The following is a 16,168-nucleotide window of genomic DNA, read 5'->3' on the forward strand; positions in this document are numbered from 1 at the left end:
AACATGCCCGTAAGCGATTACGACCTGACGGCAGCGTGGAAGCAGGTGCTGACGCTGTCGAAGCTGCAGCCGGGACAGACCGTCACCGTGCTCACCGGCGCCGCCACGCATCCGCAGACGCTGCGCACGGCAATGGTGGCGGCGGCGTCGATGGGCGCCATCGTCAACCGGCTTGACCTGCCGCCCGTCAACGGCGAGAAGGCGCTCAGCCGCGATGCGCTGGCCTACCTTGGGACCACGCCGCTGACCGGCAATCCGGCGGCGATCGCCGCGCTCAAGGCGAGCGACCTGGTGCTGGACCTGATGACGCTGCTGTTCTCGCCCGAGCAGCACGAGATCCTGTCCGGCGGCACCAGGATCCTGCTGGCGGTGGAGCCGCCGGAAGTGCTGGCGCGGCTGGTGCCGAGCGAGGCCGACCGCGCCCGCGTCAAGGCCGCCACGCAGCGGCTGGGCCGCGCGCGCGAGATGCATATCGTGTCCGACGCCGGCATGGACCTGCGCTGCCGCCTGGGCGAATTCCCCGCGATCAGCGAGTATGGCTTTGTCGACGAGCCCGGCCGCTGGGACCACTGGCCGAGCGGCTTCGTGCTGACCTGGCCCGACGAGGGCGGCACCGACGGCACCATCGTGCTGGACCGCGGCGACATCCTGCTGCCGATGAAGTCCTACCTGCAGGCGCCGATCCGCATCACGGTCGAGGCCGGCTACGTGCGTCGCATCGAGGGCGGCGTCGATGCCGAGCTGCTGGCCGACTACATGGCCTCGTTCAACGATCCGGAAGCGTATGCCATGTCGCATATCGGCTGGGGCCTGCAGCCGCGCGCGAGCTGGTCGGCGCTGGCGATGTACGACCGCGAGGCCACCATTGGCATGGACGCGCGCGCCTACGAGGGCAATTTCCTGTGCTCGTTCGGCCCCAACAATGAAGCAGGCGGCAGCCGCACCACCGCCTGCCATATCGATATTCCCGTGCGCCACTGCACCGTCAGCCTCGACGGCGAGCCGGTGGTGGTGCGCGGCAAGGTGATGGACGGGCACCACGCCCCGGCCGCATCGCTCTACAAGGCAGACAAGGACTCGCGCCATGGATGACGCAGTGCAGACTTACCAGCGCCAGGGCTTCGGCGCGGCGATGGAACCGAAGCCGCCGTACGGCCTGCTGATCATCGACTTCGTCAACGGCTTTGCCGATCCGGCGGTGTTCGGCGGCGGCAATATCCCCGAAGCCATCCGCAACACCCAGCCGCTGCTGCGCGCCGCGCGCGAGCACGGCTGGCCGGTGGCGCACAGCCGCATCGTGTTCGCCGACGACGACAGCGACCACAACATCTTCACGCTGAAGGTGCCGGGCATGCTGACGCTGAAGGAGGATGGCCACAACAGCCAGATCGTGCCCGAGCTGGCGCCCGCGGCGGGCGAGCTGGTGGTGCGCAAGACGGTGCCGTCGGCGTTCTTCGGCACCTCGCTGGCGGCATGGCTGACGCAGCGCGGCGTGCAGACGCTGCTGGTGGCGGGCTGCGTCACCAGCGGCTGCGTGCGCGCCAGCGTGGTCGATGCGATGTCGCTGGGGTTCCGCCCGCTGGTGGTGTCGGATTGCGTGGGCGACCGCGCGCTCGCGCCGCATGATGCCAACCTGTTCGACATGGCGCAGAAGTACGCCACGGTGCTGACGCGCGACGAGGCGCTGGCGCAGGTGGCGGGCGTGCGCGCCGCCGCCTGAGCCTGGCCGATGGCGCCGGTGCCGGTCTCAGCCCGCCGCCGCGCGCCTGGCGCGTGCCGCCTTGCGCGGCGCGGCGGCGAGTGGCACATGCGCCTCCGGCACGGCGCCGGGCACGGCCACCGTGCGCAGCACGGTCTGCTGAATCACATCGCGCCAGTGCGCCAGCGCGGGCGGGCTCATCATGGGCTCGCCCAGGAAGGCGCTGAGCGTATGATGGTTGGAGTTATAGAAGTAGCCAAGCGAAGCGATCACCATATACACGTCGCGCGCGCCGGCGTCCGCGCGGAACAGCCCGGCGGCCTTGCCGCGCGCGAGGATGCCGTCGAGCACCGACAGCGCATAGCTGGAGATCTCGCGCAGCCGCACCGACTTCTTCGCGTGCTTGCCCTGGCTCATGTTCTCGCTGGTCAGGATGGCGACGAACTCGGGATGGTCCAGGTAGTACTGCCAGACGAAGTCGACCAGTTGCGACAGCGCCCGCACGGGGTCGGCGGCGTCGAGCTCATGCTCCAGCTGCTGCTCGGCCTGGTTGAGCTGCAGGTAGATGGTCTCCAGTACTTCGACGAACAGCTTCTCCTTGCTGCCGAAGTAGTAGTAGATCATCCGGTCGTAGGTCTTGGCCAGCGACGAGATGCGTTCGATGCGGCCGCCGTCGTAGCCGCGCTGGGCGAACACCTTGATGGCGGCTTTGAGGATGCGCTCGCGGCTGTCCTGCGCTTGCCGGGCCCGGGTGCCGGCTGCCGCCCGACGGGTGGCGGGCGCGGCCGCAGTCTTGGTGGTCATGGTGGGTGTTCTTGCCGTGTGCCTGTTGGCTGGCAGTATAACGTTGACATGCGCGGCGGCCCCGCGCGGCGGCCGATGATGAAGAGAGTAGAACGATGACGGCAACCCAGCTGCAACCCCCGGCACAGGCCGACGCCGCCACGCCGCGCGCACTGCGGCTGACGCTGCTGCAGGCCACCGGCGTGCTGCTGGTGACGCGCCCCCCGCAGCCGGCCGCGCGCCCGGCGCCTGGCCAGCCCGGCGCGGCGTCGGACTATGTGCCGGCGCTGCCGGACCTGTTTATCGCCGTGCGCGACAGCGGCGAGGTGCTCGCCTTCAACGGCCACGTCGACCTGGGCACCGGCATCCGCACCGCGCTGGCGCAGATCGTCGCCGAAGAACTCGACGTGCCGCTCGCGCAAGTGCGCATGGTGCTGGGCCATACCGAGGCCACGCCCAACCAGGGCCCGACCATCGCCAGCGCCTCGATCCAGATCTCGGCACTGCCGCTGCGCCGCGCGGCGGCACAGGCGCGCGCGTGGCTGCAGGCGCGCGCGGCGCTGCAGCTCGGCGTCGACGCCTCCGCGCTGGAAGCGGAGAACGGCGTATTCCGCGTGCGCGGCACGCAGGCCAGCCTCGGTTACGCGGCGCTGGTCGCCGGCGAGCACGTGGAGTTGCCGCTGGCCGACGACATGCCGGTCAAGCCGGTCGAGTCCTACCGCATCGTCGGCCGCGCGGCGCCGCGCGTCGATATCCCCGACAAGGCGCGCGGGGCGCTGACCTTCGTCCACGACGTGCGCGTGCCCGGCATGCTGCACGGCCGCGTGGTGCGCCCGCCGTATGCCGGGCGCGACAGCGGCGCCTTCGTCGGCCACAGCCTGCTGGCCATCGACCGCGATTCGGTGCGCGACGTGCCCGGCCTGGTCGAGGTGGTGGTGCAGGGCGACTTCGTCGGCGTGGTGGCCGAGCGCGAGGAATATGCGGTGCAGGCCGCGCGCCGGCTGCGCGTGCGCTGGAAGCCGGTGCCGCCGTTGCCCGCGCTGGACGATCCGGAGCCGGCGCTGCGCGACAACCCCGCCACGCGGCGCGAGCTGCTGACAGAAGGCGAGCTGCCCGCCGGCGGCGCCGGCACGGTACTGCAGCGGCGGTACGTGTGGCCGTACCAGATGCACGGCTCCATCGGCCCGTCCTGCGCCGTGGCCGACTGGCATGAAGAGGGGCTGACGGTATGGTCCGGCACGCAGAACCCGCACATGCTGCGTATCGACCTGTCCAGGCTGTGCGGGCTGGGCGAAGACAGCATCGAGATCGTGCGCATGGAGGCTGCCGGCTGCTACGGGCGCAATTGCGCCGACGACGTCTGCGCCGACGCCGCGCTGCTGTCGCGCGCGGTGCGGCGGCCGGTGCGCGTGCAGCTGTCGCGCGAGCAGGAACACTTGTGGGAGCCCAAGGGCGCGGCCCAGCTGATGGATGTCAGCGCCACGCTCGGCGCCGACGGCGCGCTGCTCGGCTATGACTTCACCAGCCGCTATCCGTCCAACGACGCGCCCACGCTGGCGCTGGTGCTGACCGGTGCCGTGTCCAATGCCCCGCGCACCCTGGAGATGGGCGACCGCACCGCGGTGCCGCCCTACGCGTATGCCGCGCGCCGCATCGGCTGCGACGACACGCCGGCAATCGTGCGCGCGTCGTGGCTGCGCGGCGTGTCGGCGTTGCCCAATGCGTTCGCGCACGAGTGCGTGATCGACGAGCTGGCGCTGGAGGCTGGCGCCGATCCGGTGGAATTCCGCCTGCGCCACCTGCCCGACCAGCGCGCCGCGGATCTGCTGCGCGCCGTCGCCGATGCGGCCGGCTGGCAGCGCGGCGCGGCCGGATCACGCGGCGTGCCGGATGCCGACGGCCGGCTGCGCGGACGGGGCGTGGCCTACGCGCGCTATATCCACAGCCGATTTCCGGGATTCGGCGCAGCCTGGGCCGCCTGGGTGGTGGACCTGTCCGTTGACACGGGCACGGGCCGCATCACCATCGACAAGGTGGTGGTGGGGCAGGACACCGGCATGGTCGTCAATCCCGACGGCGTGCGCCACCAGGTCCACGGCAATGTGGTGCAGACCCTCAGCCGTGTGCTGAAGGAGCAGGTCCGCTTCGATGCCGACGGTGTCGCCAGCCGCGAATGGGGCAGCTACCCGCTGCTGACCTTCCCGGAAATCCCGCCGATCGAGGTGATGCTGATGCCGCGCCAGTCAGAGCCGCCGCTGGGCGCGGGCGAATCCGCCTCGCTGCCGGGCGCGCCGGCGATCGCCAACGCGCTGTTCGATGCGCTGGGGGTGCGCCTGCGCCGGCCGCCGTTCGTGCCGGAGACAGTGCTGGCGGCAATGAAATCGATGGCCTCAACCAACGGCTAACTGTGTACTCCCTCTCCCGCAAGCGGGAGAGGGGAGAAACCCGCGCGCGGCAGGGAGCCTGCGGCGCCGCGCTAGGCGCCATTCCCCTCGTCGATCTCGCTCATCTTGCGCAGCAGGTAAGTCACGGCCACGCGCTCGGCCGGATTCAGGCTGCCGAAGGTCTGCTCCGAAATCTCCTTCGCGAACGGCACGGTCTCGTCGATCAGGGCCAGCCCGGCGGGCGTGACCGTCACCACCACCTTGCGCCGGTCGTTGGGATCATGCGAGACCGCGATCAGCTTGCGCGACTTGAGCCGGTCGATGATGCCGCGCACCGTGGCCTGGTCGATCGCGGTCGCGCGCACCACCTCGTTCATCGAACACGGCTGCCGGTCGCGCACCGCGCACAGCACCACGAACTGCGCCGCGGTCAGCTGCGAATCGGGGATGGTCTGCTGGAAGATCGCCACATGGCGCTGGTAGGCGCGCCGCAGCAGGTGCCCCACCTGCTCGGTGAAGTCATAGTCGGCGGCGGGCTTGCCGGAAGGCGTATCGGCGGGCTGAGGCACGAAGCAGGCGCGGTGGCTGAAGGTGACCCAGAGTATACCGAGGAAGGCGGCAAAACAGGTGGCGCGCGCGGCCGGGGCGGCGTCCGATGCCCTCGCGCCTTTTCGAATACAATCGTCGGGTCGTTTTGCGGGACCGCCGTGCCGGTCCGCTTTCCCCCGTATTCTTCGTGCCCGCCTCCCACAAGTCTCTCGCCATGCCCGCCGCGCTGCCTTCGCCGCAGCGCTCCGGTCTTGTCATCGCCGCCGTGGGCGCGGTGCTGTTTTCGGCCAAGGCAATCGTCGCCAAGCTGATGTACCGCTACAACGTCGATGCCGTGATGGTGATCACGCTGCGCATGCTGTTCGCGGTGCCGCTGTTCATGGCGATCGGCTGGTGGCAGTCGCGCCGGCTGGCGCCGCTGTCGTGGGCCGACCGGGGCCGCGTGGTGTTCCTCGGCTTTATCGGCTACTACCTGTCCAGCTTCCTTGACTTCATCGGCCTGCAGTACATCACTGCCGGGCTGGAGCGGCTGATCCTGTTCCTGACGCCGTCGTTCGTGCTGCTGGTTACCGCGCTGGTATTCCGCCGGTCCATCGGCAGGCACCAGTGGCTGTCGCTGCTGCTGGCCTATGCCGGCATCGTGCTGGTGTTCGCGCATGACCTCGATGTCAGCGGCAGCCAGGTGTGGCTGGGCGGTGCGCTGGTGCTGGGCAGTGCCATCACCTATGGTATCTACCTGATCCTGAGCGGCGAGCTGGTGCGGCGCATCGGCTCGCTGCGGCTGGTGGCGTATGCCATGTGCGTGTCGACCGCGTGCTGCGTGATCCAGTACCTGGTGCTGGGCCGGCCGCTGGCGGAGCTGGCGCAGCCAGCGCCGGTGCTGTGGCTGTCGCTCGTCAACGCGGTGTTCTGCACCGTGCTGCCGGTGTCGCTGACCATGGTGGCGGTGTCTCGCATCGGCGCACCGATGGCATCGCAGGCCGGCATGATCGGGCCGGTGTCGACGCTGTTGCTGGCCTTCTGGCTGCTGGGCGAGCCCGTCAGCGGCGTGCAGCTGGCCGGCAGCGCGCTGGTGATGGGCGGCATGTATTTGCTGTCGGCAAGGAAAAACTGATTCGCGGGCCCGCCTGGCGCGGGTCCGTCACAGACAACAGACTAGGGAGAAACACATGGATCTGGGACTGCGCGGCAAGCATGCGCTGGTATGTGGCGCCAGCAAGGGCCTGGGCTTCGCCTGCGCCGATGCGCTGGCCGCCGAGGGCGTCGACGTGGTGATCGTGGCGCGGGGCGCGGAGGCGCTGGAAAAGGCCGCGGCCGACCTGCGCGCGCGCCATGGCCGCCGAGTGATCGCGGTGGCGACCGACATCACCACGCCCGAGGGCCGCAAGGCGGCGCTCGACGCCGCCGCCAAACTCGGCGACCTCGACATCCTGGTCAACAACGCCGGCGGCCCGCCGCCGGGCAATTTCCGCGACTGGGAGCGCAGCGACTGGCTGGCTGCGCTCGACGCCAACATGCTGACCCCGATCGAGCTGATCAAGGCCACCGTCGACGGCATGATCGCGCGCAAGTGGGGCCGCATCATCAATATCACCAGCGGTGCGGTCAAGGCGCCGATCGATGTGCTGGGGCTGTCCAATGGCGCGCGCTCGGGCCTGACCGGTTTCGTTGCCGGTGTCGCGCGCGAAGTGGCGCAGCACGGCGTCACCATCAACAACCTGCTGCCGGGCCCGTTCAATACCGACCGCCTGTTCAAGACCATGGAAGGCGGCGCGAAGAAGGCCGGCCTGAGCGTCGAGGAAGTGGCGCAGCGCCGCGCCGCGGCCAACCCGTCGCGCCGCTTCGGCGAGCCGGCCGAGTTCGGCGCCACCTGCGCCTTCCTGTGCAGCCGCCACGCCGGCTACATCACCGGCCAGAACATCCTGCTCGACGGCGGCGCCTTCCCTGGCACGTTCTGAGCCGCAGTGTCCTGACGTTACCCGTACCCCGCAAAAGGAAGCCCTGATGACCCGGCCCCGTATCGCGCTGATCGCCCATGACCACAAGAAGGACGACATCGTCGCCTTCGCCGCACGCCATCGCGACTTCCTGTCGCAGTGCGAACTGCTTGCCACCGGCACCACCGGCGGGCGCCTGATCGACGAAGTCGGGCTGGACGTCACGCGCATGCTGTCGGGCCCGTGGGGCGGCGACCTGCAGATCGGCGCGCAGCTGGCCGAAGGCCGCGTCAGCGCGGTGGTGTTCCTGCGCGACCCGATGACGCCGCAGCCGCACGAACCCGATATCAACGCGCTGGTGCGCGCCTGCGACGTGCACAACGTGCCGTGCGCGACCAACGTGGCCAGCGCCGAGCTGCTGCTGGCCGGGCTTGCGCGCGAGAACGGCGCGGCGCAGGCCGGCTGAAGTACTCCGCATTCCCGATCGATGCCTCACCAAAACAAGGAGCGACGCAGATGAGCAAAGCCATCCGGATCGAGCAGACCGGCGGTCCCGAAGTCATGCAGTGGGTCGATGTACAGGTGGGCGACCCCGGCCCCGGCGAAGTGCGCGTGCGCCACGAGGCCGTGGGCCTGAACTATATCGATGTCTATTTCCGCACCGGGCTGTACAAGCAGCCGCTGCCGGGCGGGTTGGGCATGGAAGGCGCCGGCGTGGTCGAGGCGGTGGGCGAAGGCGTGCGCCACGTTGCCGTGGGCGACCGCGTGGCCTATGCCGGCCGTCCCACCGGCGCTTACGCGCAGGTGCGGGTAATGCCGGCCGACATCGTGGTGCGGCTGCCCGACGCGATCCCGTTCGACACCGCCGCGGCGATGATGCTGCAGGGGCTGACGGCGCAGTACCTGATCCGCGACAGCTACAAGGTGCAGCCGGGCGACACCGTGCTGCTGCACGCGGCCGCGGGCGGCGTCGGCCTGATCGCGTGCCAGTGGCTGAAGGCGCTGGGCGTGACCGTGATCGGCACCGTCGGCAGCGACGAAAAGGCCGAACTGGCACGCGCCAACGGCTGCGCCCACACCATCGTCTATACGCGCGAGTCGTTCGTCGAGCGGGTCCGGGAAATCACCAACGGCAAGGGCGTGCCAGCGGTCTATGACTCGATCGGCGCGGATACTTTCCGCGGCTCGCTCGACTGCCTCGCGCCGCGCGGCACCATGGTCAGCTTCGGCAATGCTTCGGGTCCGGTGCCGCCGTTCGACCTGTCGGTGCTGGGCAACAAGGGCTCGCTGCGGCTGACGCGGCCGACGCTGATGACCTACGTGGTGCACCGCGAACTGCTCGAGCCGATGGTGGCTGACCTGTTCGACGCCGTCACCACCGGCAAGGTCAAGATCGACATCCGCCAGCGCTACGCGCTGTCCGAGGTGGCGCAGGCGCACCGCGACCTGGAGTCGCGCAAGACCACCGGCTCGACCATCCTGCTGCCGCACTGAAATCGGTTCTGCGCGGGCATGAAAAATCCCCGGGGCACCCAGTGTCCCGGGGATTTTTTTGTTGGTTGCTTCAGTGTGGCCGGACCGTGGTGGCGGTGGCACGCGCCTGCGCCTGGCGCAGGATATGCGGCGGCAGGCGCTTCAGGATCAGGTGGACGGCCAGCGGGATCAGCACCACGTCGTCGACCAGCCCCAGGCCGGCAACCACGTCGGGCACGAGATCGATCGGCGAGATCGCGTAGAACAACAGGCCGATGGCGGCAGGCTTGAGCCACGCGGGCGCATCCGGATGGCGCAGCGCGTACCAGAACAGGCGCCCGTCGCGGCGAACCAGCGTCCACAGGGCCGAAAAACGCTTCAACATGAGAGGCCTCCTTCACATGGCGGGCGCCTGACACTGGCGCATACGCAGAGAGGTTGGGCCGTTGTGGCGGGGTTCAAGTTCCGCGGGTGCGGGGAGGTGCGTAGGGCGCTTCTAACCTGCCGGTTTGCTCCCCTCTCCCGCGCGCGGGAGAGGGGCCGGGGGTGAGGGCAGGAGCGTCAAAGGCTGAGGCCTGTGAGTTAAAACCGTCGGCCCCGCTTGATGTGGTTCCCAGCCGAACCGCCCCTCACCCCGACCCTCTCCCCGTGAGGGGAGAGGGAGAACACCTTGCTTGGGTCGGCTCGGGCGGCTTGGATGCACCTCACGGTGGCCAGCCCGAGCGCGGTTGATCAACGAATCACCCCGGAATCTTTCCTTCCACCCCCTCGACATAGAACTTCACGCCGTGCAGGAATTTGTCGTCCGCGACCTGGTCCTTGGCCAGCTGTTCCTTGCCGGTGTTGTCCTTGATCGGGCCCTTCCAGATCGGCGCGGTGCCGTCGATGATGCCCTTCTTGCGCTCGTCGACGAGCGCCTTGACCTCGGCCGGCACGTCGGCGTTGTAGCTCTTCAGGTCGATCATGCCTTCCTTCAGGCCCCACCACGTGGTGCTGTTCTTCCACTGGTTGTTGAGCACGTCTTCCACCACCTTGTTGTAGTAGACACCCCACGAGATCACCGACGCGGCCAGGTGGGCCTTGTCGCCGAACTTAGTCATGTCGCTGTCCCAGCCGAAGGCATGTACGCCTTTTTCCTGCGCGGTCTGCACCACGGCGGCGGAGTCGGTGTTCTGCATCAGCATGTCGACGCCCTGGCCGATCAGCGTAGTCGCAGCTTCGCGTTCCTTGCCCGGATCGAACCACTTGTTGACCCACACCACCTTGACCGTGGCGTTCGGGTTGACGCTGCGCGCGCCGAGCGTGAACGAGTCGATGTTGCGGATCACTTCGGGGATGGGCACCGAGGCCACCACGCCCATCTTGCCGGTCTTGCTCATCTTGCCGGCGACCACGCCCGCGAGGTAAGCGCCCTCATAGGTGCGCACGTCGTACTGGGCCAGGTTGGCGGCGGTCTTGAAGCCGGTGGCGTGCTCGAACTTTACGTCCGGGAATTCCTTCGCCACCTTGAGCATCGACTCCATGTAGCCGAAGGTGGTGCCGAAGATCAGCTTGTTGCCCTGGCTGGCCAGGTCGCGGAACACGCGCTCGGCGTCGGCGGCGGACTCGGGCACGTTCTCGACGAAGGTGGTCTTGACCTTGTTGCCGAACTTCTCTTCGACCGCCTTGCGGCCGTTGTCATGCGCAAAGGTCCAGCCGGCATCGCCGACCGGGCCGATATAGACGAAGGCGACCTTGAGCGGCTCGGCCGCCTGCCCGGCAGCGGGCGCGGAAGCGGCACCGGCGGGTTCGGCGGGCTTGTCGGCCTCTTTCTTGCCGCAGCCGGCCAGGGCCAGCACGGCGGTGGCGGCCAGCGCCGCCAGGGTCTTCCTGCGCGTGACGATCATGATTTCTCCTTGTGTGTATGGTTGATGGCTCGGGATTTCCGTCAGAAAACGATCAGGCGTTGCCGGGGCGGAACGGCTTGCCCAGCGACGCCGGCATGTTCAGGCGTATCCACGCGGGATTGCGCGAAATCAGCGCCAGCACCACGATGGTGGCGGCGTAGGGCAGCATCGACAGGAACTGCGACGGCACCGACACGCCCACGCCCTGCAGGTAGAACTGCAGGATGGTCACGGCGCCGAACAGCCATGCGCCCACCAGCACGCGGCCCGGGCGCCAGGTGGCAAAGGTGGTCAGCGCCAGCGCGATCCAGCCGCGGCCCGCCACCAGGTTCTCGACCCACATCGGGGTATAGACCAGCGACAGGTAGGCGCCCGCCAGGCCGCAGCAGGCGCCGCCGAACAGCAGCGCGCCGAAGCGGATGGTGCGCACCGGGTAGCCCAGCGCATGCGCCGACTCCGGCGATTCGCCGATCGCGCGCAGCGTCAGCCCGGCGCGCGTGCGGAACAGGAACCACATGATGGCGAAGCACAGCAGCAGGCTGAAATACACCATCCAGTGATGCTGGAAGAAGGCCGGCCCGACAAAGGGCAGCTCGGCCAGTCCCGGCACGGCCTTGGCCTGCGCCGGCATGGCGAATCCGACGAAGCGCTGGCCCATGAAGGCCGACAGTCCGGTGCCGAAGATCGACAGCGCCAGCCCGGTGGCGACCTGGTTGGTGGCCAGCACCAGCGCCAGCCACGAGAACAGCGTGGCCATCAGCATGCCCGCCAGCGCGCCGGCGGCAAAGCCGAGCATGGGCGACTGGGTCTGGTAGCCGACCATGAAGCCGGCCACCGCGGCCACCAGCATCATGCCTTCGGCGCCCAGGTTGAGCACGCCCGAGCGTTCGTTGATCAGCAGGCCCAGCGCCGCCAGCAGCAGCGGCGTTCCCGCGTTGATGGCGGTGGCGATGAGGGGAGCGAGTTGTTCCATGTTTTTTCTTGCTCCACTCAGGCCGTGGTGGCGCGCCAGCGCAGGCGGTTTTCGATCAGCGTGTCGCAGGCCAGCAAGAAGAACAGCAGCATGCCCTGGAACACCCAGCCTATGGCCGACGGCAGGCCCAGGCGGGATTGCGCCATCTCGCCGCCGATATAGAACAGCGACATCATGATGCCGCCGAAGACGGTGCCGACCGGATGCAGCCGCCCGATAAACGCGACGATGATGGCGGTGAAGCCATAGCCCGGCGAGATCGACGGCAGTAGCTGCCCGATCGGCCCGACCACCTCGAACGCGCCCGCCAGCCCCGCGGTGGCGCCCGAGATCAGCAGCGCGCTCCACAGCGCGCTGCGCGCCGAGAAGCCCGCATAGCGCGCCGCCGCCGGGGCGGTGCCGCCAACCTGCAGCCGGTAGCCGGCAAAGCTGCGGAACACGAACACTGTCATTACCGCCACCAGCACCAGCATTACCACAAAGCCGGCATGCAGCCGCGAGCCCGCCATCAGGTTGGGCAGCAGGTACTCGGACGAGAACACCTTCGATTGCGGGAAATTCATGCCGTCGGGATCCTTCAGCGGCCCGTTGACCACCCACAGCAGCAGCTGCTGCGCGATATAGGTCAGCATCAGCGAGACCAGGATCTCGTTGGCGTTGAAGCGGTCCTTGAGCAGCGCGGTCAGCGACGCCCACGCCATGCCGCCGGCGATGCCGGCCAGCGACGCCAGCACCAGCACCACGGTGCCGCTCATCGTTTGTCCCGGCACATCGAAAACCAGCACCGCCGCGCCGGCGCAGATGCCGCCGGCAATCAGCTGGCCGTCGGCGCCGATATTCCACACGTTGGCGCGGTAGCACACCGACAGGCCCAGCGCGCAAAGCACCAGCGGCACGGTCTTGAGCAGCACCTCGCCAATCGCGCGCTGGTCGCGCAGCGGATCGGCCAGGAACACCTTGAGCGCGGCCACGGGGTCCTTGCCGAGCGCCAGGAACAGCAGCGCCCCGAACAGCAGCGTCAGCGCCAGCGCCAGCACCGGCGAGGCGTAGGCCATCGCGCGCGAGGGCATGCCGCGCGGCGCCAGCGTCAGGGGGGAACAGGGCAGCAGGGTACGCACCTCAGCCATGGCTTGCCACCTCCCCGCCGGCATGGGCATGGGCCTGGGCCGGCCCGCCTGGCCACAAGCCGCTCATCCACAGCCCGACCTGCTCGCGCGTGGCGGTCTCGGTCGCCACCGAGGGCGACAGCCGGCCCTTGGCGATCACATGCAGCCGGTCGCAGATCGCGAACAGCTCGTCGAGCTCCTCCGACACCACCAGGATGGCGCAGCCGGTGGCCTTCAGCGCCAGGATCTCGTTGTGGATCTGCGCCGCGGCGCCCACGTCCACACCCCAGGTGGGTTGCGCCACGATCAGTACCCTCGGGCCGCTTTCGATCTCGCGGCCGACAATGAACTTCTGCAGGTTGCCGCCCGACAGGCTGCGCGCCAGCGCCTGCGGACCGCTGGCCTTGACGCGGAAGCGGTTGATCACCGCCGAAGCCAGCCCGCTGGCGGCGCCGGGCGAGATCATGCCTTGCCGGACATAGGGCGGGGTCTGGTGCGACAACAGGATATTGGTGGCCAGGCTCATGCCTGGCACCGCGCCGCGGCCCAGGCGCTCTTCCGGCACGAAGGCCAGCCCGGCGCGGCGGCGCCGGCGCGCATCGAGGCGGCCGGCGGGCTTGCCATCGAGCTGCACCGAGGTGGTGTCGGCGCGCGTGTCCTCGCCGGACAGCGCGGCCAGCAATTCCTGCTGGCCGTTGCCCGAGACCCCGGCGATGCCGACGATCTCGCCCGCGTGGACATCGAGCGCAACCTGGCTCAGCTCGGTCGCGAACGCATGCGCGCGCGGCAGTGACAGGCCCTGCACGCTCAGGCGCACCGGGCCGCGCTGCGCGGCCACGCGCGTCTCGCGCGGCGGCTCGCCGCCGATCATCAGGCGCGACAGCGATGCCGCGGTCTCCTGGCGCGGATCGCACACGCCGGTGACCTTGCCCATGCGCATCACGGTGGCGTGATGGCACAGCGCTCGGATCTCGTCGAGCTTGTGGCTGATATAGAGGATGCTGGTGCCTTCGGCGGCCAGCTGGCGCAGCGTCACGAACAGCGTTTCCACCGCCTGCGGCGTCAGCACCGAGGTGGGCTCATCCAGGATCAGCAGTTGCGGGCTGGCCAGCAGCGCGCGCACGATCTCGACGCGCTGGCGCTCGCCCACCGACAGCGTGTGCACATGGCGGTGGGGCTCCAGCGGCAGGCCGTAGCGCTCGGCGGTGGCGCGGATGCGCTCGGCCAGCTGCTTCATGTTGCCCTGCTGCGCGGCCGGCAGCCCCAGCGCGATGTTCTCGGTGACGGTGAGCGTGTCGAACAGCGAGAAATGCTGGAACACCATGGCGATGCCCAGGTTGCGGGCGTCGTGCGGGCTGCCGATGCTGACCGGCGCCCCGTTGAAGTGCATCTCGCCGGCATCCGGACGGACCGCGCCGAAAATGATCTTCATCAGGGTGGACTTGCCGGCGCCGTTTTCGCCAAGCACGGCATGGATCTCGCCGGGCGCAACGCTGAGGCTGACGTCGTCGTTGGCGACGACGCCCGGGTAACGCTTGCTGATATGGGCCAGCGCCAGCCGGGGAGGGAGTTGTGATGTCACTGAGGCGGCTCGGGTTGTTGTTGTGGCAGCAACGGGGATGCGTCAAAGCGCGGCAGTGCGTGGCGCAGCATCGCCGCGACGCATTGCAGCATTCATCATGGATTCGTGATGCCGGATATTGGTGATGAATTATATAAGTGCGCGGGGTCCGGAAGGCCCGAATCGGGCCGGTGTCCAGTCGGTGCAACGGTTGGCGGGTGGTTGCAAGTCGCATGCCGGCCGGGCATGAAAAAAACCGCCGCCTCTGGTGGAGGCGGCGGCTTTGGGTCTTGAGACGACGCAGTACCTGCGAGGGTTTTCTGCCCTCTCCCATCTATTGGGAGAGGGGAGCACGCCGGCGGTATGTCGTTACGCCTGGCTGCCAGCCACGCTGGTCGCAAACTTCCCATCCCGGAAATCCGCCAGGGTCTGGTAGATCTGCTCCTGCGTGTTCATCACGAACGGGCCGTACTGCGCGATCGGCTCGTTCAGCGGGCGGCCGGCGATCAGCAGGAAGCGCGCGTCGGCCTCGGCCCTGACGATGACGCCGTCAGCCTGGCCGGCGTTGTCGAGCACGCCCATGCGCTGCGCCTCGACCACGGCGCGGTCGTCGCCCGCGCCGACCGAGACTTCGCCCCGATACACGTAGATAAAGGCGTTGTGCCCGGCCGGCAGTGCCTGCGTGAAGGCCTGGCCTGCCGGCAGGTCGACGTCCAGGTAGACCGGTTCGGTCACCGGCCGCGTGATCGCGCCCGCCACGCCATGGCTGGCACCGGCCAGCACGCGCACCGTGGCCCCATGCTCCAGCGCCACCGTCGGGATCTCGGCGGCGGGCAGGTCGCGGTACCACGGCGCCGTCATCTTGTCGGCGGCCGGCAGGTTCAGCCACAGCTGGAAGCCTTCCATGCGGCCGTCTTCCTGCTCGGGCATTTCCGAGTGGACGACGCCGGCGCCCGCCACCATCCACTGCGCGCCGCCGTTCTGCAGCAGGCCCTCGTTGCCGGCGCTGTCGCGATGGCGCATGCGCCCGGCCAGCATGTAGGTGATGGTCTCGAAGCCGCGGTGCGGATGATCGGGGAAGCCGCCGATGTAGTCGTCCTTGCTGTCGGTGCCGAAGGCATCGAGCATCAGGAAGGGATCCAGCCGTCGCTGCAGGTTCTGCGTCAGCACGCGCGTCAGCTTGACGCCAGCGCCATCCGAGGTGGCGATGCCGCGCACCACGCGGTCGATGGTGCGCGAGCGCTGCACGCTTTCCGCGGCGGTGGCGGGAATGGTGGCGAGGGTACGGGTGTCCATGTCTTGCTCCTGTGGGGCGGTCCGCGGCCGCGATGGCGGCGGTCCGTCGTTTCAGCTACCTCGTCAATTTAGTGGTTTGGCGGGGAAAGAGTAGAGGGCGCCCGGGCAACAGATTGTTCTGCTGGTGCGCCAAATCTCGCATCCCGCTGCGCTGATTTCGGAACGATCGCGGCGCGTGTGTGCCGCGTCCGGGGCCTCGTACAGCGGCGGCATGGAGGCCGAAGATCAGTGCCAGATCGGCCCTGGAAAGGCTAAAGATGACAAGATCGATGAAGATCGCTATAATAGCGCTCTCTTTGTCATCCGTTGATGCGAGAAGCAGGGTCGGGAAAATCCCGCCAGCCCTTGCCAGTCAACGGCCGATGGACCGGCGGCGCGTCGGAAAACTTCAATACTTGCGCTGCCACTGGCCAACCCTTCGCGATGTGCCTTGCACCGCTGGTTGCGCCGCTTCAGGGACTGCCGTCCACGGCATCCCGTCAATCGCGATTCCCCGCCCACGGCGGACGAATCCACAGACC

15 protein-coding genes are annotated in these 16,168 nt (G+C 68.8%); 7 read left to right on the top strand and 8 right to left on the bottom strand.

The annotated features are described in order from the left end of the window. The first annotated feature begins 3 nt into the window (after window positions 1-3). Window positions 4-1,092: a 2,5-dihydroxypyridine 5,6-dioxygenase NicX family protein gene (locus tag MKD50_RS20955; RefSeq protein WP_252668537.1), complete on the top strand. Its 1,089-nt coding sequence runs from the start codon at window positions 4-6 to the stop codon at window positions 1,090-1,092. Further along, window positions 1,085-1,720, top strand: a complete 636-nt coding sequence (locus MKD50_RS20960) for an N-carbamoylsarcosine amidohydrolase (protein WP_115706335.1) — start codon at window positions 1,085-1,087, stop codon at window positions 1,718-1,720. The genes MKD50_RS20955 and MKD50_RS20960 overlap by 8 nt, the downstream gene beginning before the upstream one ends. 27 nt (window positions 1,721-1,747) lie before the next feature. Here the strand turns inward: MKD50_RS20960 and MKD50_RS20965 are convergent, their stop codons facing one another. Next, window positions 1,748-2,503: a TetR/AcrR family transcriptional regulator gene (locus MKD50_RS20965; protein WP_115708662.1), complete on the bottom strand. Its 756-nt coding sequence runs from the start codon at window positions 2,501-2,503 to the stop codon at window positions 1,748-1,750. A gap of 95 nt (window positions 2,504-2,598) precedes the next feature. Between MKD50_RS20965 and MKD50_RS20970 the strand changes: the two genes are divergently transcribed. Then, entirely contained in the window at window positions 2,599-4,887 is a 2,289-nt protein-coding gene (locus tag MKD50_RS20970) for a xanthine dehydrogenase family protein molybdopterin-binding subunit (RefSeq protein ID WP_252668539.1), read from the top strand. A gap of 71 nt (window positions 4,888-4,958) precedes the next feature. Here MKD50_RS20970 and MKD50_RS20975 read toward each other — a convergent pair whose 3' ends face one another. Next, complete coding sequence (locus MKD50_RS20975; protein ID WP_115706338.1) at window positions 4,959-5,435, bottom strand: MarR family winged helix-turn-helix transcriptional regulator; 477 nt, start codon at window positions 5,433-5,435, stop codon at window positions 4,959-4,961. Window positions 5,436-5,629: 194 nt separating this feature from the next. On the opposite strand from MKD50_RS20975, the gene MKD50_RS20980 reads away from it, so the two are divergent. From MKD50_RS20980 to MKD50_RS20995, 4 genes are read left to right on the top strand one after another with little or no spacing between them, the layout of a single operon-like run. Beyond that, window positions 5,630-6,529, top strand: a complete 900-nt coding sequence (locus tag MKD50_RS20980; RefSeq protein WP_240073910.1) for a DMT family transporter — start codon at window positions 5,630-5,632, stop codon at window positions 6,527-6,529. Window positions 6,530-6,584: 55 nt separating this feature from the next. After that, window positions 6,585-7,373 (top strand): SDR family oxidoreductase, encoded by a 789-nt coding sequence (locus MKD50_RS20985; RefSeq protein WP_012352178.1) that lies wholly within the window; start codon window positions 6,585-6,587, stop codon window positions 7,371-7,373. A gap of 43 nt (window positions 7,374-7,416) precedes the next feature. Continuing rightward, window positions 7,417-7,818, top strand: a complete 402-nt coding sequence (locus MKD50_RS20990; RefSeq protein WP_172581773.1) for a methylglyoxal synthase — start codon at window positions 7,417-7,419, stop codon at window positions 7,816-7,818. 50 nt (window positions 7,819-7,868) lie between these two features. Continuing rightward, the gene (locus MKD50_RS20995) at window positions 7,869-8,846 is read left to right on the top strand and encodes a quinone oxidoreductase family protein (protein WP_115706339.1); all 978 of its coding nucleotides are present in this window, start codon (window positions 7,869-7,871) and stop codon (window positions 8,844-8,846) included. Window positions 8,847-8,916: 70 nt separating this feature from the next. Here MKD50_RS20995 and MKD50_RS21000 read toward each other — a convergent pair whose 3' ends face one another. The 6 genes from MKD50_RS21000 to MKD50_RS21025 all read right to left on the bottom strand — a co-directional run bounded on the left by MKD50_RS21000 (window position 8,917) and on the right by MKD50_RS21025 (window position 15,647). Then, window positions 8,917-9,210, bottom strand: coding sequence for a YkvA family protein (locus tag MKD50_RS21000; protein WP_092308282.1), 294 nt, complete (start codon window positions 9,208-9,210; stop codon window positions 8,917-8,919). Window positions 9,211-9,565: 355 nt separating this feature from the next. Beyond that, window positions 9,566-10,711, bottom strand: a complete 1,146-nt coding sequence (locus MKD50_RS21005; protein WP_115706340.1) for a BMP family ABC transporter substrate-binding protein — start codon at window positions 10,709-10,711, stop codon at window positions 9,566-9,568. Between the two features lie 52 nt (window positions 10,712-10,763). Then, on the bottom strand, window positions 10,764-11,684 hold the full coding sequence (locus tag MKD50_RS21010; RefSeq protein ID WP_115706341.1) for an ABC transporter permease: 921 nt from the start codon (window positions 11,682-11,684) through the stop codon (window positions 10,764-10,766). Window positions 11,685-11,701: 17 nt separating this feature from the next. Continuing rightward, window positions 11,702-12,811 carry an ABC transporter permease gene (locus MKD50_RS21015; RefSeq protein WP_252668541.1) on the bottom strand — a complete coding sequence of 370 codons (1,110 nt, stop codon included), beginning with the start codon at window positions 12,809-12,811 and terminating at the stop codon, window positions 11,702-11,704. Further along, entirely contained in the window at window positions 12,804-14,372 is a 1,569-nt protein-coding gene (locus MKD50_RS21020; RefSeq protein WP_252668542.1) for an ABC transporter ATP-binding protein, read from the bottom strand. Before MKD50_RS21020 ends, MKD50_RS21015 begins: the two co-directional genes overlap by 8 nt. Window positions 14,373-14,720: 348 nt before the next feature. Continuing rightward, complete coding sequence (locus tag MKD50_RS21025) at window positions 14,721-15,647, bottom strand: pirin family protein (protein WP_115706344.1); 927 nt, start codon at window positions 15,645-15,647, stop codon at window positions 14,721-14,723. Window positions 15,648-16,168 lie beyond the last annotated feature (521 nt).

The organism is Cupriavidus mimosae (assembly GCF_023952485.1).
Taxonomy (GTDB): domain Bacteria; phylum Pseudomonadota; class Gammaproteobacteria; order Burkholderiales; family Burkholderiaceae; genus Cupriavidus; species Cupriavidus taiwanensis_C.